We start from the raw sequence: 22,154 nt of genomic DNA on the forward strand, positions 1-22,154 counted from the left end.
GTGATTGGAGGGGATTTTTCTATTAACCAAATGTTAGTTTTTCATTCGTTACAAGAAGTAGTTTCACGGATTTACTGCTCTTCTTTCTTCAGTCTCCGTTTGGCACGATGCGCATCACGTTTCTGGCGGATTTCATCGGCTTCTTCATCGGTTACATTGGTGAGCTTCTTAATTACATAGTACTTATTGTCTTCCGTTCGGCGAATCCTGATTTTTCCCAGTACAAAGCCATGCTCCTGACAGAGGGACACACTGTAGTAAACCTTGGAATTATTCATAAACCAACGGATCTTACGCTTGGCAGGATTATGGCACAATGGACATTTCGTGCTGGTTACTTCCCGGTCCTTCATGGCTTTTTCGCGGGAATAGAACTCCCGGGATACATATTTATCATAGGTTGGATAGGATATGTGAATCTCTTCACGCTTGCTCTTGGGATTCTGATACACGTCCAGGGATGAGTTTGGAAAAATGTATTTATCTTCTATTTTCTGGAGAATACATGCAGTATAATAAGCATCTCCCAGAGCGCGGTGAAAATCCATTTTCTTCTCCACACCCATTTTATCAGCAGCAAATTCCAGAGCACGGCGCTCGTCATTTTCTTCATAACGAATAGCAAATAATTTCTGCACATCATAATAAGTCACCGGACCTTTGAGCAGGGAAAGTTTTCCATAATATTTCATGTTCCGCTGCAGTTCCATTACATCCTGATTTCCCCAGGTAAAGAAAATATATTCTTCGCCACACCATTCCAAAAATTCCGTGATGGCCTGTGGGAAAAGAGTTCCATTCTGCAGATCCTTATAATTCATGTGAATCACTTCATGAATGCTGTCATGAATCCAATTGTACACCTGGGGCTTGATCAGACGCTGAAAGCTATCCACAATTTCTTTCTCTTCATTTAGTTTTATGGCGCCGATTTCTATGATTTCAAAAGGCAGACGGCTGTTAGACCACCTTTTTCCCCCCGGACTCTGATTCCATTCCAGGTCAAATACAATGTAATTCATGGGTAAATTCCTTTTCTGAAAATGTTTTTGTTACTGTGAACAGGTAAGCAGTAACATGTTTTTGCCATCCACGATTACTGCAGCAACATCTTGTTTTCACGCTCTGGAGCCTGTTTGAAAAGGCTTTCTGCAAGATGTACATCATAATTTGTGGGAGATTTTTTGTTCTGTCCTTTGCAGTTATCAACAATTCCAGACAAGTATAGCAGACAGGTGAAATGATGTAAAGACATAAGAAAAAACCTGCCGGTGGGTAGCCGGCAGGAAATGAGGGGGTATGAAACAAAATCTATGTAAATTAGAAAATCGTCTTAAAATGAACACAATCTATATAAAAGAAGCTGTTTACCATTATTTCAATATTGCTGAATAATCCATACACTGCAAGCACATCAAACAAAACATGCTCTGCCGCCTTCACTCGTTACTTATGTAAGTCGGCAATATCAGCCGCCGCTTCTGATTTACGGCTAATGCACACTCTATATTATCTAATTCAATTATCTATTTCAATCGTCTATTTCAATTATTTATTTCATCGGCACGAAGCAGGTGAACTGCTCCGCGCCAGTTATTATCTGTTATCAGTTTCCCACGGGAATTCTTATCTGTTAAAACAGCTCTTTCCCCGGAAATCAGCCTTCAATAGAAATAAACTTCTTCTCTTCCGGCACTTTTTTCTTCGCTTCCTTCGGGAAAGTAACAGTCAGAACACCATTGTCATATTTCGCATGGATGTCCTCATGCTCCAGTTCCTTACCTACGTAAAAGCTTCTGGAGCACTGTCCGGTGTAACGCTCTCTGTGAACGTATTTGCCGTTATTGTCTTTCTCATCTTTATTCTCGGTTCTGGAAGCCTGAATGTTCAGATAGCCATCCTTCAGCTGAATCTTCACATCCTCTTTATGGAAGCCTGGAAGATCAATGCTCAGCTCATAATTTCCATCCACATCCTTAATATCTGTCTTCATCAATTCAGCAGCTCTGTAACCTCTGTGATTCTCTCTTTCTACAGGTAATCTCATCCAGTCATCAAATAAATCTTCTCCAAAAATACTAGGCATTAACATAATCCATTCCTCCTTATATTGTGAACACTTGCGTGTTTAATTAACATCGTTGTTGAAACTGGAAGATTTCTTTTTCTCTCTTCCTTTGTTCTGCATGTAATATAACACGCATTGTTAGCACTGTCAAGAGGAGAGTGCTAATTTCACATTTTTTTCACATTTTTCTTAAATGAAAAGCTAAATTTGTGCCCCTTTTCACATTTTCCTTTGTGAATCTCCAGAAATTCTGGTACAAACGGACTGCCTCTCCATTTTCCTCTACTGCATCTGTATTTCCAGTGATTGTATTGTAGATCATGGCAAATGCCAGATTCTCCGTTGCCCCGGCATATTACACTGGTTCCGAGGTAACTCCTGAAGTGACAATTACCCACAGTGGTAAAACCCTGGTAAAAGACAGGGATTTCACTGTAACATACCACAACAACATTGAACCAAGCAGTTATTACAATTCTCCGTGGGTTGGAATTGATGAAATTGGAAATTACCAGGGGTATGTAACCAAATCCTTTACTATAAACAGAGCTGACATCAGCAGCTGCACGGTTACGCTTTCCGATGAAAGCCTTACCTACACAGGCTCCTCTTTACGCCCAACCGCCACAGTAAAAAGCGGGGACAAGGAATTAACCCTGAACCAGGATTATTACGTTTCCTACAGAAACAACTGGGATGCAGGTACTGCTTCCGCAATCCTCACTGGAACTGGAAATTACACTGGTTCTGTTACGAAAGACTTTACCATTAAACCATTGGATATCAGCCGCTATTCCGCTTCCCTTTCCCAGTATTCCTACACCAGTGACGGAACAGAGAAATGCCCGGATGTTACCGTTACATACGGAGACAAGACACTTGCGGCAGGCACTGATTTCACAGTTTCTTATAAAGATAATGTGAAGGAAGGTACTGCTACTGTAACTATTACTGGAGCTGGAAATTACACCGGCATTATTAACACAACCTTTACGATCACAGCTGCTCCTGGCAAGGATGACTCGGACGCAGGAAAAGATAATCCTGGTAAAGATGATTCTGGTAAAGATGATTCTGGTAAAGACGATTCTGGTAAGGATGATTCCGGTAAAGATGACTCTGGTAAAGACGATTCTGGTAAAGATGACTCCGGTAAAGACGATTCCGGTAAAGATGATTCTGGTAAAGATAACTCTGGTAAAGACGATTCCGGTAAAGATAACTCCGGTAAAGATAACTCCGGTAAAGATGATTCCGATAAAGGCAACCAGAACAGCAGCATGAAAAAGGCGAAAACCCTTACCGTAAAAGGCTCTGCTACACGCGCAACCTTAAAGAAACTGGTTTCAAAGAAAAAATATTATGTACGGATCCGCACCTACAAAGTTGTAAGCGGCAAAAAATATTATTCCAAATGGAGTTCCAAAAAATCTGTAAAAATTAAATAATGTCAAATGCCAGGCCAGCGTCTTTAAACGACGCTGCCTGGCATTTTTTCATAAATCTTCCAAACCTACCTGAAGATTCTATATTCTCTGTGTAACTATTCAGCACCTTCACAGTTACAACCTCCGCAAAATAGTACATACCTACTGAATAGTTATTTTTCTGTTTAAGTTTTTCTCAACTCAGGAAATTCTCAATGATTACATTTTCTGCCTCAGCTTCCGTCATTCCAAGAGTTCTTAGCTTCAGAAGCTGCTCATCATTAATTCTTCCAATAGCGGCCTCGTGAACAATTGCAGCATCCACATGTTTCGCCTGGATTTCCGGGATGGAGCCCACCTCAGCATGATCCATAATAATGGAATCACACTGGATATGTGCGTGACATTTGTTCTTTCCAACAGCCTTCGGATGGAAAACCTGGGAAGAATTTCCCTTTCCAACAGAACGGGAAATAATCTGTGCAGAAGATCCTGCTCCGTTCATACAGACTTCAATATCAGACTCCGCTTTCTGCTCCCCATCTGTCATCAGACGTTCCAGAACAAACAGCTTGGAATCTGCATCCATTGACACATTTGTGGTACGGATTGTGGAGTCAACACCTTTGATCTGAACGGTATCCAACGTAAATACGGAGTTCTCTCCAAGCTCAATATTAGTTACCGGATTCAGCACTCTGCTTCCGGTTCCATTCCCCTCTCCATAGTGTTTTTCCTCGTAATGTACATTGGCATTTTTACCCACATGGAAGGTATGAATACCATCGTGACGACTGTCATTGCAGCCACTATTGTGGATTCCGCAGCCTGCAACAATGTCAACATCTGCACCGTCTGCCACATAAAAATCATTGTAAACCAGATCGGTCATTCCAGATACACTTACCACTACCGGGATGAAAACCTTCTCTCCCTTTGTCTCCCCATCAATGAAAATATCGATTCCCGGCTTGTCCTCTTTTTTCTTTATTTTGATATGTTCGCTGTCGCCGTGACAGATGGAAATACCATTCTGACGAAGATTAAAAGCACCTTTCTGTGCAAAGCCTTCGCTGATCTTATCAAGCACACCCTGGGTTGTTTCTTCTACTTTAACCATCAACATTTTCCTCCTTCATTCAGACATTTCTGACATTTTTCCTGCTGAAATAAGGTTGGGAAAACGTCTTCTTTGGTACCATATTTCTTTACTTCACCGTCTTCAATTACCATGATCTTATCTGCCATATTGATGATTTTTTCCTGATGGGAAATCAGGATCAGGCACTCCTTTTTCTCACGATGAATCTCCTCAAAGCGCTTGATCAGCATGGAAAAGCTCCACAGGTCGATTCCTGCTTCAGGTTCATCGAAAATGCTTACTTTATGAGATTTCGCCAAAACTGTGGCAATCTCAATTCGCTTCATCTCACCGCCGGAAAGGGTTCCATCCAGCTGACGGTTCAGGTAATCTTCGGAACAAAGTCCTACAGCGGAGAGAAGGTCACAGCTCTCTTTTTCCGTTAAATTCTTTCCTGCTGCAAGAGATAACATTCTTGCCACGGTCATACCTTTAAAGCGGGGTGGCTGCTGAAATGCATAGCCAATTCCCGCATTTGCACGATGATCAATATCGTATCCTGTAATGTTCTCATCATCCAGATAAATTTCTCCGCTGTCTGCTTTCTCAATGCCAGCCAGTACCTTGGCCAGGGTGGATTTTCCACCTCCATTTGGTCCGGTGATTACCAGCATTTCCCCATCATGAACATCAAAACTGATGTGATTTACCAGACAGCGCTTTTTCCCCTCTTCATTCACTTCAAAAGTCAGGTTCTTTACTTTCAGCATATTCGTACCTCTTCTGTTAATTTTACATTACTGCTCCAATTATGCCCGAAATTCCAGAAAAAAATTGCTTTTGAGCAGTAACGATTTTATCTCTTCTTGGACTGTACTCCAAATAAAAAAAATTGTCAACTAGTATTGAATTTTCTCTTCTTCTGGTTTATAATCGACATATGTCGAAAACAAGGAGGTGACATATATGCCCAGACCGCCCAGATGCCGCAGAATCTGCCAGGCACCCCAATATGAAACTTTTTCTCCTGAAGAATGTCCCAGAGAGTCGGAAGCTGTCACTCTGACTCTGGATGAATATGAAGTCATCCGTCTGGTAGATCTTGAGAAGAAAACTCACGAACAATGTGCTTCCCAGATGGACATTTCCCGGACAACTGTCACAGAAATTTATGAAACTGCCCGAAAAAAAATTGCCCGATGTATCGTCCTTGGACAGCGCCTTGTCATAGCCGGGGGAAATTACCGGCTCTGCGAAGGACGGGAGCATACGCGCTGCGGGAAATGCTGTTGCCGAAAGGAATCTAAACAGACTCCGCTTACCAGCTTAGACCTTTCACAGGAACTGCCAGCCGCTGACCGATTTAATAGTTCACTTCCCAAATCAAATTTACAAAATGAAGGAGATATCATTATGAAGATTGCAGTTACTTATGAAAATGGAGAAATTTTTCAGCACTTTGGACACACAGAAACATTCAAGATCTATGACATTGCAGATGGCAAGGTTGTAAGTGCCGAAGTAGTCGATACCAATGGAAGCGGTCACGGCGCACTGGCTGGATTCCTGGTTGCACATGGCGTAGATACCCTGATCTGCGGCGGTATTGGCGGCGGTGCCCAGAATGCACTTGCCCAGGCTGGAATCCGTCTTTTCGGTGGTGTCAGCGGCAACGCTGATGAAGCTGTAAACGCATTACTCGCAGGAAATCTTGGCTATAACCCCAATGTACATTGCGATCACCATGATCATGAAGCAGGTCACAGCTGTGGCGATCATGGCTGCGGAAGTCATTCCTGCCATTAATATCTGACACAGATTTAACCTAACGGTTAATCAGCTGTATTTATAAAAAAGACTGATATAACATACCGGACTCCAACAACCTCCTGAAGTACAGTATCATTTATATCAGTCTTTTTTATTATTTCTTCATGGCCACAAGCTCTCTTCGTGCAAACAATATCGCCAATGATAATGCCGCTGCATCTGCGATCGGTCCAGCATACATCACCCCGTCAATTCCCATTATTAATGAGAAAACAACGATCAATGGCAAAAGAAATAGCACCTGTCTGGTCAGGGACATGACGATTCCAAGCTTTGCTTTTCCGATAGATGTAAAAAATCCTGAGGACATTGGCTGAATTCCATTTGCAAAAGTCATAAACATAAATATCTTCAGATAGCGTTCTGCGAACTGGAAATAAAGGTCACTTCCGGTTCCGAAAATGCTTACAATCTGGTGGGGAAATAACTGGAAACAAAGGAAAAATACGGTTGCAATCGCAGTACATGCGATTACAGAATAACGGTATGCAAGCCTTACCCTGTCGTATTTTTTTGCTCCATAATTAAAGCCCCAGATTGGCTGACAGCCTTGGGAAATTCCAATACAAATTGCCATAAACACCTGATTTACTTTTGAAATAACTCCTACACATGCAATTGGAATATCACTTCCATAGACAGATAAACCGCCGTAATAACGTAAAATATTGTTTAGTACAATCTGAACAATTGCCATAGCGATCTGATTAATGCAGGATGCCATTCCGAGAGAAATAATGGCTTTCAGGCACTCTGAAGAAGGCTTTAACATGCTCATCTCCAGATACATTTTACGAAATTTTCCAAAATAAATAATCACCAAAATTCCGGAAACAACCTGTCCGATCACCGTTGCCCAGGCAGCACCCTTGATTCCCCAACCAAACCCAAAGATGAAAAGGGGATCCAGAATTGTGTTGATGATGGCACCTGTAAGAACACAGGTCATAGAATATGTGGGACTTCTGTCTGCACGGACAATATGATTTCCTCCAATGGATAATGCATAAAAAGGAAGTCCCACAGCTGTGATCCCAAGATAATCCACCGCATAAGGCATAACATCTGTCGTTGCACCAAATAAGCTTAGGAGCGGACGCAAAAACAGAAATACTGCCACTGCCAGAATCACACCTGTGATTACCAGTGTGGAAAGCGCCGTTCCGGCTATGGAGCTTGCCTTCTTCTCTCTTCCGGCGCCCATTTCCAGGTTATAGTTAGACGCACCTCCAATTCCCAGAAGCAGTGCCAACGCCGTTGCAATAGTTGTTACAGGAAACGCAACATTAGTAGCAGCATTTCCCAGCATCCCAACGCCTTGGCCAATAAAAATCTGATCCACTATATTGTACAAAGCACTGACCAGCATGCTGATAATAGCTGGAATTGCAAATTTCCCAATCAAACCACCTACCGGAGCCGTTCCCAATGGATTTTGCTCCTGACTGATGTTTGTTTCTTCCAAAAAATCTCCTCCCCTGTTTAAAAGTATTTCTGTTTATTTCTCATAAATTCTGATATGAATCATAACAAATTCTGAAAAACGATTCAAGAATTTTATGCTCAAAAAGCCCAGCTGCATACACAACTGGGCTTTTTGTATGAATATGGTTATTATTTCGCTATCTGCAGGCGCACCGCCATATACTCTTTCCCCGGCAGCTTTACTCGGAACTTTCCTTTATGAATTCCTCCATCTGTAACAGTCATTTCCCAGGTATCGATTATTTCCACCTGATACTCTGTAGTATCATCAAAGTAGAAGTCTCGGAAGCCCGGCCGCATAAAGGAATAATAGTAAATAAAATAATCTTTCCTTGCCGGGAAACCGGCAGCACGGCAGGCAACCTCATCCCATTTGCAGGGCATAGGTTCCACACCAAGTCCCGGTGTTTCTTCCATGATTTTTGCAAGAAATCTGATACGCTCCGGTGAGGTTCCGTGAAGAACGCCACCATGAGACCACCAGAGAATACGATCCGGACTGAGATAAGTTTCACCGTGTCCCGGATATCCTCCGCGGCAGAATGCCTCCCAGAATCTTCTTGTCATTTCCTCACCGCTGATATTTCCCCAGCCAAACTGAATGTTACCCTCATAGCAGATTTCATCCAGAATTACAGGCTTATGATATTTCTCACGCCACTCATTTACCAGCTCGGAGGAACGGTATGTCTCAGTTCTCTGGATACTGCAATGGGTGATCCAGGGCAGGTTATAATCATAATACGCTTTGCAGTTATGAATGGATCTGAGATGATGATAAGGATCCTTCTCACAGATAATGCCAGCATATCTTTCCCAGTCAGAAAGCGTTTTCTCATGCATCAGATCATATTCATTAGCCAGGGACCACCATACATTTCGATATGCGGAAAAACGTGCCAGCACATACTTCCAGTAGCGGTCATCATCCTCTGCTTTCATCATGGAGAATCCCCATCTGTCATACGGATGCATAACAATCAGATCTGCCTCGATTCCCAGATTCATAAGTGCCTGAATACACTTTTCAATATGTTGAAAATGGGCTGGATTGAATCTGGTAAAGTCCCAGTCATTGCCCGGAGCACAGCCATTATATTCCGCGAAATTATTCTCATTTAACACAGAACTGTCGCAGGGTGTTCCCTCATAAGGATAGGTAATCGGCTCATGAAGATTGTAGTCATAGTGCTTGGGGAAAATACAGAAACGAATTTTATTAAACGCATTTTCTTCCAGGGTTTTCAGTGTCTGTTTCTGCAATTCTTCGTTCTGCAGATTCCATACATAACAGGTAGTTCCGATGCAGTGATAGGGTGTTCCATCCTCATAGGAAAGATAATAGGTACCCGCAACACGAACCGGACCATGGTTGTCTGCTGAAGGAGAAGTTACAGTAAAACTACCAGTCATCATATTTCTGACAGCACATTTTTCTGCTTCCTTCCCACCATAAGCAATTCCAAGCTTATGTTCAGGCGCTTCTTCATCCGGCACTTCTTCCCCCGCGTTAATATCAAAGGAAGCCTCAATTTCAAAAGTATACTTGTCTGTAAAAGACGGCATAAATCTTACTTTATAAGCACCATCTCCATCATAAAAACCATCTACCGTTTTCTTCTCATTTTTACAGCAAAAAGTGCCTTTGATCCACTGATCACAAAATGGATTTCCCTCCTTTGGACCGCTTATGGTCACTTCAAAAATGCCCCATTTTTCTATTGTTTTTGCATAATTTAATTTCATTATTCTTGTCTCCTTCTCCATTTTAGATTTCTTATATTTTATATATCTCTCTTTCAAAACTCCAAATACGCGCTGCGGGTTTGTCTCGATATCACTCCGCATCTGACATCTTATGAAGACGCAGACTTTGATTTACTGCCCGTATAAATAAAAATCCCCCATGCTTTCTACTATCATAATACGTCAGAAAACATGGGGTTTGCAATGTTACTTTATTAAGAAAATGTATGAATTTTTTATCTGTCCAATGCGTGTTTGAAAAAGTCTCTAAATGCCGTTTTTATTGTTCTTTACGCGCTTTGAAAATCTCAAAATAATCAAAATCCGCATACCGTCTCACCCCTGTCATATCGTGACAGTACATTCCGAAGTGAGCTCCGGTGAATCCATCGCTCTGCTCGTCGGTGAGAATGTTGGTGGGGACTTCAGCCAGTTCCTGATAGTCTTTTCCATCCAGGGAGTAGAAGAATTTTGCGTAAAGTCCTTCCTGGGTGGTGGTCACGCGCAGGTATACGGGGCCTTCTTCCGGGATGGAGATTGCCGGAATCACATCTTCTACATCAAAGTGATTGCTCTTTATCAAGCGCAGCTTTGCAGGCTTTTTCAAATCGAGTGTCTGGGAGCCAAACTCTTCCTCTCTGGTCTTTACCAAAAGGTAGAAATTGCCAGTATCATACATATAGGCAAGTCCTGCCATCTGCTCTCTGCAGGTCGGGGCAAACTCTACACAGGTTTCCACCTGAACATAGCGGTCCTGCTGCCGCCGCGCCACCAGACTTACGTTATAGCAGGAATTCAGGGATTCCTGACCGTAGAGGCGGAGATAGCCAGGACGTTCTGTCAGGCTGGTGTAGCTGTCATAGGGCTGGCGCAGGGAAGTATAACGCACATCTAAAAGCGCAGAGGTCTTCTTCACTGGCATACTTAACTTTTTATCACATTCTTCGTCCACAGCATTCTTCTCATTCAGATACTCTTTTGTTTTCGAAAGAATTTCAGCAATGTCCGCATTCTTTGCAGTTTCATTATTTCCAGCACTGTCTGCAATTTCTAAATCAAAGTCTTCTTTTCCATAATCCTTCCCCTCTTCCTCTGGGAAAAGATACTCCTGAATTCCAGTTGGCTCCTCTGTCTCCCACTGTCCAAATCGTCCACCGCAGGCCAGCCTTAACCAGCCCTCTTCGTTCCATAACATCTTCTGAATTGCGGTTTCACGGCCAAGCACGCACTGTCTGCTGCCTTTCGGCGGTCTTGCACAAAGATGTACCATGTACCACTCCCCATTTTGAGTGCATACAAGATCTGCATGTCCGCATTTTTGCAGTTTCTCTGGATTATCCATATCAGAGGTAAGTACCGGATTGCCTGGATCTTCCTCGTATGGTCCCCAGATGGAACGGGATCTCGCCATAGTTACCATATGCTCATATCCGGTTCCGCCTTCTGCCATCAGCAGATAATAATATTCTCCAATATGGTAAATATGTGGACCTTCTGTATAGCCTCTTCCGGTTCCCGGAAAAACATTTTTCGCTTCCCCTACCAGGCGCTCCTGTACCGGATCGTACTCCTGCACCAGAATCCCCTTGAAATTATTGATCATATTCACAATGTACATTTTCCCATCTGTATCATGGAAAACAGATGGGTCAAAACCTGAGCTGTTCAGATAAACCGGCTCAGACCAGCCGCCACGGATGTCCTTTGATTTTACAAGATAATTATGGGTATTAAAAAGTCCTCCGGTACGGGTTTTCACGTCCGTATAAATCAGCCAGAAGTATTCCCCGTCCCAGGAAATATCCGGTGCCCATACGCCACAGGAATCACCCTCACCAACCATATTAAGCTGGCTCATTCTGTTCAGCGGCGATGGCAGTTGTTCATAATGCTTCAGATCTTTAGAATGATAGATTTTCACACCAGGCCACCATTCAAAGCTTGAATTCGCAATATAATAATCTTCTCCAACACGTATAATACTTGGATCCGGGCAAAATCCCGGAAGAATCGGGTTCTGAATCATGTTTTTGCTCCTTTATCTGTTTCATTTTACAAAATAAACTTAAAACACATTCTAAGTATAAGCTATTTAAATTTTTTTGTACACACTTTGTTTCAGAAAGATGTTTTTTACCGGTCAAACCAAAAAAGGACTGCAAAATTCCACGTATTCTGCAATCCTTTTCCTGTATTTACTTACCTCACAGCAGAAAAATCTTATTATAACGATTGCTTTTCTGCCTGTTTTTCCAGCAGCTCTGGCAGACACATTGGTTTCTTTCCTTCCAGCTCATCTGCCATATTCAATGCTAGTATATTCCAGTTAATAAAGCCACCATTCATAACTGGTTCTCCATTAAATGGATTGTAATACTCATGAAGACATCCTGTTTTCTCCAGGTCCTCTCCCAGAAGGCGCATGGTGCGCTTATACATAATTTCCGCCTCCATGCGGTATCCGTAGTTCAAAAGTCCGCGGAATACCACATAGTTTGCAACCAGCCAGATCGGGCCAAGCCAGTTGGACGGATTATTGGTAACAGACAGGTCAAACATTTTTTCATCCTTTGAAAGCGTGGTCAGACCAAAGTCAGAACCAAAGGTATCGGGATCAAAAATATGTTTCACCATATCTGCCGCCTGCTCTTTTGTGACAATTCCTGCATACATGGGAATAAAGCCAGACCATACACGTACTTTGATGGGCAATGTCTTCCAGAAGACTCCCAGTCCCTGGTGGAACCAGTCGTATTTCCTTGTCTTAATATCCACATCAACTGAGTAGAAGAAATGATCACGTTTGTCCCAGCATTCCTGCTGAATAGCACCGATCAGTGCCTCGCGCTTATCCAGAAGTCTCTTTGCCGCTTCCTCCTTGCCAAACTGTCTGTATAATCTGGCACCAGCTTCCAGTTCTACACACATAAAGCTGTTCAGATAAATATTGGCAGTGGAAAATGGCGGACGGCCAAAAGTAGCCGGATCATTGTCCATGCCGATCATAATATCATCCTGCCATACATACAGTCCGCTGTTTTCATGAAAATAATAGTGATCATAACATTCAAAATACTTCGCCACGCCTGAAAGAAATTCTTCCGTCCAGGCATAGTCACCAGTATAATCACTGATCAGGCACATCTGACTGCAAAGAAAGGGCTTATGCATATTCATAATCTTGCCTTCCTTATGCCTCATATTCAGATAAGGCTCCGGCCAGTCTGCCACCTCGATCATCATGGGAATATATCCATCTTCCAGCTGATGGTCGAAGAAATTGCGGATATTTCCCTGTGCATGCTCTATAATTCTTGGCTTCACAGACGGATCCTGATAGGAATCCGCCAGATTCAGAAAGCCATATACGGACCAGTAGGTATCCCAGTCCCATACATTTCCATCGTAAATAGAGCCCGGATCAATAAACGGGTAACGGATAAAGCTTCGCGGATTCTTAAGTACATCCTCCGTATGAGACATTACAAATTCTTTTAATTCCTGTCTATACTGCTCTGTCCTTTTATCTTCCATAAAATCAACCCTTTACAGCTCCGGCTGTCATACCTTCCATCAGTTTCTTATTCAGTGCCATGTACAGAATCAGAAGCGGGAATACACTCATGGATACAGAAGCGAAAATTGCACCCCAGTTCTTGGATCCAAACTCATCAGAGAAGTACAGAAGTCCTGTCTGAACAGTCTTCAGCGCAGAATCACTAATGAATGTCATGGAAAACAGAAGGTCGTTCCATTTAAAGAAGAACTGAAGAACCAGTACGGTTACAATAGAGTTCTTCATAAGTGGTGTTACAATATGCCACATCAGTCTGTAAATACCACAGCCATCAATAACGGCTGCCTCCATAATATCATCCGGGAAGGAACGAAGATATCCCTGAACCAGATAAATGGACAGCGACAGACCAAATGCTATGTACGTAATGATCAGACATGTTCTGGTATTTAACAGGTTTGATCTGCTGTAAATCTGGAACAGCGGGATCAAAGCAATTGCTACCGGAATCATGATACCGAAACGGAAATACTGTGCAACTGCATTTCTGAATTTCCATTTCATCTTTGTTACAGCAAATCCTACAGTTACTGAGAAAAATACAATAAATACAAGTGCTACTAATGTAGTGATCAAACTGTTCTTAAAGAAGGTGGACATATGTCCCCTTGTCCATGCATCAGAATAGTTCTGGAAATAAAAGCCATCATTTAACGCATAAGCTGGCTTCTCACTCCACTCAGCCTGTTTCTTGAAGGATGCAGTAAGCATCCAGAATAACGGATAGATCTCAATTACGCAAAGAAGGAAAATTACAATTCCTCGAAAAGCTGCTTTTACTTTTTTCATAATATTTCCTCCTTTCAGTCTTTCACATCAAATCTGTTGATAACAAGAGATCCAACTACACAGATCAGGAAGATCACGATTGCGATAACGCTGGCGTAACCAACCTTATTATAAGTAAATGCAACGTCATACATATACATGGACAGTGATTTTGTTGCACTTCCAGGTCCGCCCTTTGTAAGAGCCATAGCAGACTCGAACATTTTTACAGTTCCGGAGAAGCTGAATACGAGGCTGGTAATTACCATCGGACGAAGAAGCGGAAGAAGAATGTTTTTAAATAACTGCCATCCACCGCAGCCGTCGATTCTGGCTGCTTCCAGGATATCATCAGAGATATCAAGGAGTGCTCCATAGAAAATTACGGAATAGAATCCCATGGCTACCCAGATATCCATTACGCACAATGCCCAGAGAGCTGTGCTGGACTGGCCGATCCATGGCTGAACAAGGTTCGTAAAACCAAGAGAGTCAAGCAATGAGTTTAACAGACCATAATTTGGCTGAATCTCATAGATCTTTGCAAACAGCTGACCTACTGCAACAGTAGGAAGTACTACCGGGAAGAAAACCAGAGTTCTTACGATGGTTTTGCATCTTCTCAGCCAGAATTTAAACATCAGGGAAAGTAAAAGTCCCATTCCAACCTGGCCAACGGTTACTACTAATACATATTTACAGTTTACTGTTAATGCATTTAAGAAGTTCTTGTCTCTGAAAAGTCTTGCATAATTGTCAAATCCGGCAAATTCCCACTGAAGTCCCGGGCTGCCGCTGAAGAATGAATAATACAACGACCAGATAACCGGTACCATTACAATAATGGTGTAAATAATCAGTGCCGGAACTACGAAAAGGGATATCGCTTTCTTATTACCTAATACCTTGTTCATAAAATTCCTTCCTTTCTGTGTCAAAAACCATTAAAATTTCGAATTTTTTCAACAAAAACGGGAGTGTCTGCTGGCAAACACTCCCATTTGAAGTTCAAAGCTTATATTGCCAAAGCTGTTACTTACTGCATGTCATATACATCCTGAATGGACTGCATATATTCTTCGCCAGTCATTTCGCCGTTTAACAGAGGCTGTACATTTTCCTGAGCTGTCTTGGAGATTTCGCTAGGCATTTTTGCTTCCCACCATGCAAATCCTTCTGTGGATTTGTCAATCTCGTCAAGAACAAGCTTGGTGTAGTTATCCATATCATCTGCTGCAACATCATATGTGTAACCTTTAACAGTTCCCTGATCTTCCATAGCTACGTTTCCGATGTTCTCCATGAAGTATTTCAGGAACCAGCCAGTAGCCTCATCATATTTGTCATTGTCAAGTGCAAGAATGTTACCACAGTTCATAGAGTAAGAAGTAGCGGAGCTGATGGACTCATCTGCAACCGGAATGTTGAAGAATCCGATTCCGTCCTCGCCTGCCGGGTTCTGGGAATCATCAGTCAGGTTCTGTGTAAACCAGGAACCATTGTAGAAGATGGCTGCTTTTCCACTCATCAGCATGGAACCAGCTGTGTTCATATCAACTGTTGTGATACCTTCTCCGAAGTATCCTTTCTCTGCCCACTCTGCAATCTTATCAGCTGCTGCAACAAGTTTCTCATCTGTATAAGGAACTTCGCCGTCAGCTGCTTTTGTCATAATGTCGTTTCCTGCGGTTCTTACTGCGTATGCATTGATCAGACGGGTTGCACCCCATTTGTCAGATCCGCCGGTTGTAAGAGGCTGGATACCTGCATCGGAAAGTTTCTGAAGAACCTCTTCAAACTCATCCCATGTAGTAGGAACTTCGCATCCTGCCTGCTCGAACAGGGCTTTGTTGTACCAGAAGCCTTCTACGTTCAGTCCAAGAGGAAGATCATAAAGATCATCTGTTCCGGATAATCCTTTCAGAAGCTCAACAGCACCGCTGTTTAAATAATCTGCTGTTCCGATCTCGTCAACAGCTTCTGTAATATTTTTAACCTTTCCGGAATCGATGAGAACGCTGAGCGGAGCACCTGCTTCGTAAGCGAACAGATCCGGAAGATCATTGGATGCTGCAAGTGTAGCAATTTTCTGCTGAAGGTTGTCAGAAGCAACCATCTCATATTCCCATGTAAAATTCGGATTTACATTTTTCTGGTAATCTTCGCAGATTTTGTTTAACAGCATACCATTGTCATTATCTTCTGCCCAGATGGTAAGGATTTTGATGTTTTTCTCAAGCTGCGGATCCTCTCCTGAGTAATCTGCTGCAAATGTAGGAACTGCAAACATGGTACTTGCTGTTAATGCTGCCATTAAAATAGCTAATGCTCTCTTTTTCATTATAAATTCCTCCAGAATTTTCAAAATTATTGAACTTTGTTATAATTTACTCTTGATAGCCATTTACTTTTCGGTCATGTTTAATTTGTTTCTTTGTATCCCCGGGAAATATCTTATGGTTATATAATACCATTGTTCTGTTTTTTTACCAGTGCCTAATTTTTTTGGTAATGTACAGTTTTTTTAGACTGTTTTTTATAAAAAATTACGCTTGTCCAGGCGTTCAATTGTGCTAAATATATAAAATGCACATATTCAGCAATTTGAATATGTACATTTTTGCAAATCCTGTTTTTATCATTCTGCTTTCCACACGTTTCCCTTATACTCATTGGGAGTCATGCCCTCGTGTTTTTTAAAAATATCACAGAAATATCTGTAATTATTATATCCCACCATTTCACTGACTTCATTAACCTTATATCCATCCTGCAACAGCTTCTTCGCCTTTTTTATGCGAAGGTCCGTCAGATATTTCACATAAGATGTGCCAACCTCTGTTTTAAAAAGAACACTTAAGTAAGCCGTGCTCATTCCGGCTCTGTCTGCAAGCTCACTAAGTCCGATATCCTGATCATAATGCTCATCCAGATAAGTAAGAAGCTCCAGGATAACTCTGTGTTTGCTTCCGGTCTGGTCTGCGGTCAGATGCTTGCTGATATCAGACAGAACGCTTTCCCCATAGGCCTGTACTGCTTCTATGCTCTGACATTTTGCCATCTCCTGAAAAGAGACAAGGGACCCTCGTTCCACCTGCTTCTGACTTTCGATCAGTACATCGCTGAGCACACAGAGATGCTTGTAAAATTCCCTGCGAAAATCCTGCAACTCCGGGTAAAGTTCCTGCAGGCATCTGATTGCCTGCCGGCATTCTTCCCGAAATGCTGCAGCATCACAGTCTGTAATACATTTTACACTTCTCTCAAAAGTTCTTTCCAATTCCTGAAATTTCTCGCGATTAGCCTGTGCCTTACGATTATCCTCATGACGAGTCTTCGCCCATTCATCTTCAATTCTGGTAAGGGCTTTTTTCAGTTTGTCTGCTGTAACCGGCTTATCAATATAATCTTTTACGCCAAGAGTAAGCGCCCTCTGCGCATACACAAATTCAGAATAGCCACTGATCACAATAAAATATGTATCCGGACATTCTTCCTTCGCCGCCTCGATCACAGACAGACCATCCAGCCCCGGAATTCGGATATCCGTAATTACTACATCCGGTTTCTCACTTCGGATCACTTCCAGTCCCTGGATTCCGTCATAAGCAGCCCCTACTACCTCATAATCCAGCTTCAGGCGGGAAATTAAAGCCTTAATTCCCTGCACAACTATATATTCATCATCAATTACCACTAAGCGATACATGAAAATCCTCCTTGTATCTGCATTTCCCTATCCCTTATCTTACCGGAACCACAATCGTTACCTTCGTTCCATTGCCTGGACTGCTTTCAAATGTTACGCCGTATTTTTCCCCGTAATTCAACTTTATACGCTCTATTACATTGCGCACTCCATAACCGTTCTCCAGTCTGGACATATCGTCAATTCCCACACCATCATCTTCAATAGTGAAAATCATATTATTCTGCTCCTGCCAGCCGCGAAGGGAAATCTTTCCTTTTCCAATCTTCGGCTCCAGACCGTGATACATGGCATTTTCAATAAATGGCTGAAAAATAAAGGTAATCGTTTCACGCTGAAGAATTTCCCTTCTGATATCCACGAACAGTTCAAAACGATTATTGTAGCGCATATTCTGAAGCTTCATATAGCCCTGCATCCATTTCACAGAATCCGCAACTTTAATATATTTGCTTCCATTATTCAGCGCCAGCTTAAAGTTATCAGAAAGTGCTTCTACCATTTCTGCCATCTGGTCATCCCCATGCATGATTGCAACAAAGTACAGGGAATCCAGTGTATTATAAAGAAAATGGGGATTGATCTGGGACTGAAGCAAAAGTAGCTCTGCTTCCCGTTCATTCAGCTTCACCGCCATAAGATGCTCGGAAAGCTCCAGGTTCGTATTGACCATTTCCTTGAATTTCCGTCCGATCCGGCCAACTTCACTGTAGTCAAACTCTTCTGTAATGTGACGCTCTCCTTCCCCAACCTGTGCAATGGTATTTTCCAGCTGCTTCAGAGGATGGCTGATGGTTCTGGAAATGATTCGTGCCATGAGAAAGCCCACTACAAGAACACAGCCGGCTACCAGAAACGAGGTCAGACGGATATTTTTGCTCTCTTCACTGATCTCATTTTTCTCCACTACGTTTACAATATGCCAGCCTGTAGTAGAATTGGTGACAGAAGAAAACAGATACAGATGGTTCTCTCCCGGATTAGAATAGGATTGCATAATTGCATTCTCCCTTTCCTCATTTCCCACAAAATAAACCAGCTGATCATCCTCATCTACAACCATAAAGTTACTGGAATCAAAGCTTTCATTGCCCATAACAAAGGATTTTCCCAACAGCTTCTGGCTCAGTCCCACCACCATATAGCCCATTCCCTGTCCATCAGAGGGATTGATCATATATTTCGCATAAGAAAATCCTTTCTTTGTTCCTGCTTTTAAAATACTGTCACGGAAAAAAATTTCCTTTCCCTGCGCAGCCTTTGCCTGTTTCACCCAGCTTTCTTCCAGAATATCCTTATCACTATAATAATTATAGAAATCATAAGTACCCTGGTTCACATTGTTCAGCTGATACACATGACCATAAAGATCCGTAAATACTATATAATTCACCCACACCTGCTGACTTGCCATTTCATTTGCAATCACACGAAGCTTCACACGGTCTGTGGACGTAAACTTGCTGCCTCCGTATTCATTGCCTTTTTCCAAAATCTGCTGAAGAGCTTCATCATTCAGAAAGCTTCGCCCTACGTCTACAATGTTCTTCAGATTCATATCCATAACGCGGCTGGAATTCTTCAGTGTAGACTGATAAGATGCCCTGTAATTCTGTTCAATCGCATCAATAGAGGTTTTGTATACAATATTCATCAAAACGCCCACACCCAAAAGGGTGATAAGAAACATGGATAAAAAAATCTGATTCTGAATACTCAGCTGTCTCCACGCTTTCTGTATTCCTGAAGGTTCCTTTTTCTTTTCCATATTCTCATCACCCTTTCGCATTTTGCGTTATGATTACTGTTCAAATGCGATATGGTATGTACCGCTTCCCGCTTCGGCAGCCATATAGTCTGCTTCCCTGGTAAATGTCAGTCCATCGCTTTCCAGAACAGCTTTCGCCTTATCCAGACGGATCTCTGCTGTTGTATTTACCGGAATCTGAACAGTTAAAGTAATCTGTTTTCCCTGGACTTCCCATTTTACACCAACATCACCATAAATGCTATGATATTTTCCTGCAGTGTACTTCAGATTTCCACCAATGCGCGGATAGAGTATCGCATGTTTAAAGCCCGGATGTTCCGAATCCGCTTCAATTCCGGCCATTGCACGGTACATCCACTCACCAATAGCCCCATAAGCATAATGGTTAAAGGAGTTCATATCTGCACTCCACATGCTTCCGTCATCCTTCATGCCATCCCAGTGCTCCCAGATCGTAGTGGCACCTTTTTTCACCTGATACAGCCAGGATGGGAAGTCTTCCTTCAGAAGCAGGTCATAGGCTTCCTTCAGAGCGTGGTTCTGACTTAGTGCATGGCAGAAATACGGAGTTCCCACAAATCCGGTAACCAGATGACCGTTTTCTTTGTCCAGAAGGCGTTTCAGACCTTCTACCGTTTTTGTGATATATTTCTCAGGAGTCAGCTGGAAATACAGTGCCACAATATGTGCGGTCTGTGTCTGTGCTGTCATATTTCCTTCTGCGTCGAAGAAGGTCTCCTGGAATTTCTTTACGATCTTATGATAAAGCTCCTCATACTCTGCTGCCACATCCTCTTTTCCAAGGGCTTTCGCCATCTGGACAAAAAGTCCGGTAGAGTATGCATAATAGGCAGTACAGGTCAGATCATTTGGTGTGGCTCCAAAGTAGCTGCCTTCTTCTGCATCAAGAGCTACCCAATCGCCAAACTGCAGCTTATAGTTCCAGATATAATCAACAGCATGGGCACGCATGAAGTCAATCCATCCCTTCATGCTGTTGTACTGTTTTTTCAGAATATCTTTATCCCCATACATCAGATACATGGTCCATGGATTGATGATGGCCGCATCAGCCCAGGCTGCTGCAGAGTGAGGTCCCTGGCGGAGAAGCCAGTTTCCATCTGTACGGCCTTCCTCAATATTCGGAACAACATGTGGTACACCGCCCTCTGGTGTCTGATCAACCTCCAGATCATGGAGCCATTTCTTATAGAACGTATAGGTATTCATCAGATAAGTGGCTGTACGGCAGAAAATCTGCGCATCACCAGTCCAGCCCAGGCGCTCATCACGCTGCGGGCAGTCTGTAGGTACATCAAGGAAATTACTCTTCAGTCCCCACAGGAAATTGTGATGCAGCTGGTTCAGCAGCGGATTCGAACACTCCAGACTTCCGTTTGAAGCCATGTTGGAGTGAAGGGTGCAGGCTGTGAAATTCTCAGCTTTCGGCTCACCTGGATAGGAAACAATCAGCGCATACTGAAATCCCATGTACGTAAAGGTCGGATGCCAGGTAACTGTCTCTTCCCTTGCAAAAGTATATTTCATCGTTGCCTTGGCTGCACGAAGATTGTCCAGATATACATTTCCATCTTTATCCAGAACCTCGAAGCAGTGAAGCTCGATCACATCGCCCGGTTTTCCTGCTGCAGTTACTTCAATTCGTCCTGCCATATTCTGGGCAAAATCAATAACCGTATCTCCTGCCGGTGTTTTGAAAATACGTTTTGCAGGAATACGATCCATTACACGAACCTTTGCAGCGTACTGCGCGCGCATAACCTGTGTATCAAAGAATACAAGCTGAACCGGCTTCCAGTCGCCTTTTGTGGTTTCTGCCTTTGACCAGTCCGGAATCTCAAGGGCTGCATCATAAGTCTCACCATCATAGATTTCTGCAAATACCACCGGTGAATCGCAGCCTTTCCAGGATGGATCCGTATAAACAGATTCTGTTGTTCCATCGGTGTAGCGAATCAGAAGTTCCATGGTGAAAGCAGTCTGGTCGCCATAGTTGTTGCGGGCTTTTGTCAGGCCCATAACGCCTTTGTACCAGCCTGGAGCCAGCATTGCTCCGGCACCGTTAATGCCCTTCTGCAGATATTCCGTTACATCATAGGTCTGATAGAGGAGATGTCTTCTATAGGATGTCCAGCCCGGTGTCATCTCGTCCTCACCAACTTTTTTGCCATTCAGATAAAACTGATACAGGCCAAGGGCTGTGGTAAAGGCATAGGCTTCTTTTATATCTTTTTTGATTTCAAAGGTTCCTCTTACATAGGTTCCTTTGGAAACGTTCTTATAGGAATCGTCAGTTTCGGCGGATACAAAAGGAGCTTTCCATGCTGGTGCGCCTTCCTCCCACTCACCATTTTTTCCTGCAAGGGCAGTTACAAAGGATGCGGTTTCGCTCCAGTCCGTTTCTTCCTGACCATCACTGGCTTTTGCACGGACAAAATAGCGCTTGCCGCTCTCCAGAGAAGCACCTTCTGCATAAACATGTGCAGATTCCTCAGACTCTGTTTTTCCACTGTTATAGATCAGATCTGTAAAATCAGCGTCTTTTGCAATCTGAAGTTCGTAGGATTTCTGTTTTACATTTTTCTTATCGCTTACAAGCTCCCAGGCAAACTGGGGCATATGGGAAACACCAACCGGGGCTGTTTCATAATCCATATATATTTTCTTGATT

16 protein-coding genes are annotated in these 22,154 nt (G+C 42.8%); 2 read left to right on the forward strand and 14 right to left on the reverse strand.

Annotated features, from left to right (window positions below; all coding sequences use genetic code 11):
* Window positions 1-71: 71 nt before the first annotated feature.
* A complete protein-coding gene (locus tag ABHC48_RS08165; RefSeq protein WP_118577640.1) occupies window positions 72-1,022 on the reverse strand; it encodes a 3'-5' exonuclease in 951 nt (316 codons plus the stop codon).
* Window positions 1,023-1,657: 635 nt separating this feature from the next.
* Window positions 1,658-2,092, reverse strand: a complete 435-nt coding sequence (locus ABHC48_RS08170; RefSeq protein ID WP_173734793.1) for an Hsp20/alpha crystallin family protein — start codon at window positions 2,090-2,092, stop codon at window positions 1,658-1,660.
* 296 nt (window positions 2,093-2,388) lie between these two features.
* Between ABHC48_RS08170 and ABHC48_RS08175 the strand changes: the two genes are divergently transcribed.
* Window positions 2,389-3,516 carry a hypothetical protein gene (locus ABHC48_RS08175; RefSeq protein WP_272066966.1) on the forward strand — a complete coding sequence of 376 codons (1,128 nt, stop codon included), beginning with the start codon at window positions 2,389-2,391 and terminating at the stop codon, window positions 3,514-3,516.
* 175 nt (window positions 3,517-3,691) lie between these two features.
* Here ABHC48_RS08175 and ABHC48_RS08180 read toward each other — a convergent pair whose 3' ends face one another.
* Both ABHC48_RS08180 and ABHC48_RS08185 read right to left on the reverse strand, forming a co-directional pair.
* A complete protein-coding gene (locus ABHC48_RS08180) occupies window positions 3,692-4,615 on the reverse strand; it encodes a SufD family Fe-S cluster assembly protein (protein ID WP_118577643.1) in 924 nt (307 codons plus the stop codon).
* The gene (locus ABHC48_RS08185) at window positions 4,615-5,346 is read right to left on the reverse strand and encodes an ATP-binding cassette domain-containing protein (RefSeq protein ID WP_118577644.1); all 732 of its coding nucleotides are present in this window, start codon (window positions 5,344-5,346) and stop codon (window positions 4,615-4,617) included. The genes ABHC48_RS08180 and ABHC48_RS08185 overlap by 1 nt, the downstream gene beginning before the upstream one ends.
* Before the next feature lie 196 nt (window positions 5,347-5,542).
* Between ABHC48_RS08185 and ABHC48_RS08190 the strand changes: the two genes are divergently transcribed.
* The gene (locus tag ABHC48_RS08190; RefSeq protein ID WP_272066967.1) at window positions 5,543-6,382 is read left to right on the forward strand and encodes a NifB/NifX family molybdenum-iron cluster-binding protein; all 840 of its coding nucleotides are present in this window, start codon (window positions 5,543-5,545) and stop codon (window positions 6,380-6,382) included.
* 118 nt (window positions 6,383-6,500) lie between these two features.
* Here the strand turns inward: ABHC48_RS08190 and ABHC48_RS08195 are convergent, their stop codons facing one another.
* The 10 genes from ABHC48_RS08195 to ABHC48_RS08240 all read right to left on the reverse strand — a co-directional run bounded on the left by ABHC48_RS08195 (window position 6,501) and on the right by ABHC48_RS08240 (window position 22,138).
* Window positions 6,501-7,871, reverse strand: a complete 1,371-nt coding sequence (locus ABHC48_RS08195; RefSeq protein WP_272066968.1) for an MATE family efflux transporter — start codon at window positions 7,869-7,871, stop codon at window positions 6,501-6,503.
* 149 nt (window positions 7,872-8,020) lie between these two features.
* Window positions 8,021-9,637: a DUF5605 domain-containing protein gene (locus ABHC48_RS08200; protein WP_272066969.1), complete on the reverse strand. Its 1,617-nt coding sequence runs from the start codon at window positions 9,635-9,637 to the stop codon at window positions 8,021-8,023.
* Between the two features lie 280 nt (window positions 9,638-9,917).
* Window positions 9,918-11,663 (reverse strand): glycoside hydrolase family 43 protein, encoded by a 1,746-nt coding sequence (locus ABHC48_RS08205; RefSeq protein ID WP_272066970.1) that lies wholly within the window; start codon window positions 11,661-11,663, stop codon window positions 9,918-9,920.
* A 197-nt stretch (window positions 11,664-11,860) separates the two neighbouring features.
* Window positions 11,861-13,171 carry a trehalase family glycosidase gene (locus tag ABHC48_RS08210; protein ID WP_270413009.1) on the reverse strand — a complete coding sequence of 437 codons (1,311 nt, stop codon included), beginning with the start codon at window positions 13,169-13,171 and terminating at the stop codon, window positions 11,861-11,863.
* Between the two features lie 4 nt (window positions 13,172-13,175).
* A complete protein-coding gene (locus ABHC48_RS08215) occupies window positions 13,176-14,003 on the reverse strand; it encodes a carbohydrate ABC transporter permease (protein WP_118577667.1) in 828 nt (275 codons plus the stop codon).
* Between the two features lie 14 nt (window positions 14,004-14,017).
* Window positions 14,018-14,896, reverse strand: a complete 879-nt coding sequence (locus ABHC48_RS08220) for a sugar ABC transporter permease (protein ID WP_118577668.1) — start codon at window positions 14,894-14,896, stop codon at window positions 14,018-14,020.
* A gap of 122 nt (window positions 14,897-15,018) precedes the next feature.
* Window positions 15,019-16,323 (reverse strand): extracellular solute-binding protein, encoded by a 1,305-nt coding sequence (locus ABHC48_RS08225; RefSeq protein WP_118577669.1) that lies wholly within the window; start codon window positions 16,321-16,323, stop codon window positions 15,019-15,021.
* A 297-nt stretch (window positions 16,324-16,620) separates the two neighbouring features.
* On the reverse strand, window positions 16,621-17,691 hold the full coding sequence (locus ABHC48_RS08230) for a response regulator (protein ID WP_118577670.1): 1,071 nt from the start codon (window positions 17,689-17,691) through the stop codon (window positions 16,621-16,623).
* Window positions 17,692-17,725: 34 nt separating this feature from the next.
* Window positions 17,726-19,459 (reverse strand): histidine kinase, encoded by a 1,734-nt coding sequence (locus tag ABHC48_RS08235; RefSeq protein ID WP_195700176.1) that lies wholly within the window; start codon window positions 19,457-19,459, stop codon window positions 17,726-17,728.
* A 33-nt stretch (window positions 19,460-19,492) separates the two neighbouring features.
* Window positions 19,493-22,138 carry an alpha-L-rhamnosidase gene (locus ABHC48_RS08240; RefSeq protein WP_243284581.1) on the reverse strand — a complete coding sequence of 882 codons (2,646 nt, stop codon included), beginning with the start codon at window positions 22,136-22,138 and terminating at the stop codon, window positions 19,493-19,495.
* Window positions 22,139-22,154: the final 16 nt, after the last annotated feature.

It is taken from the genome of Ruminococcus sp. 1001136sp1 (genome assembly GCF_039841815.1).
In the GTDB taxonomy this organism is placed as follows: Bacteria; Bacillota; Clostridia; order Lachnospirales; family Lachnospiraceae; genus Blautia_A; species Blautia_A faecis.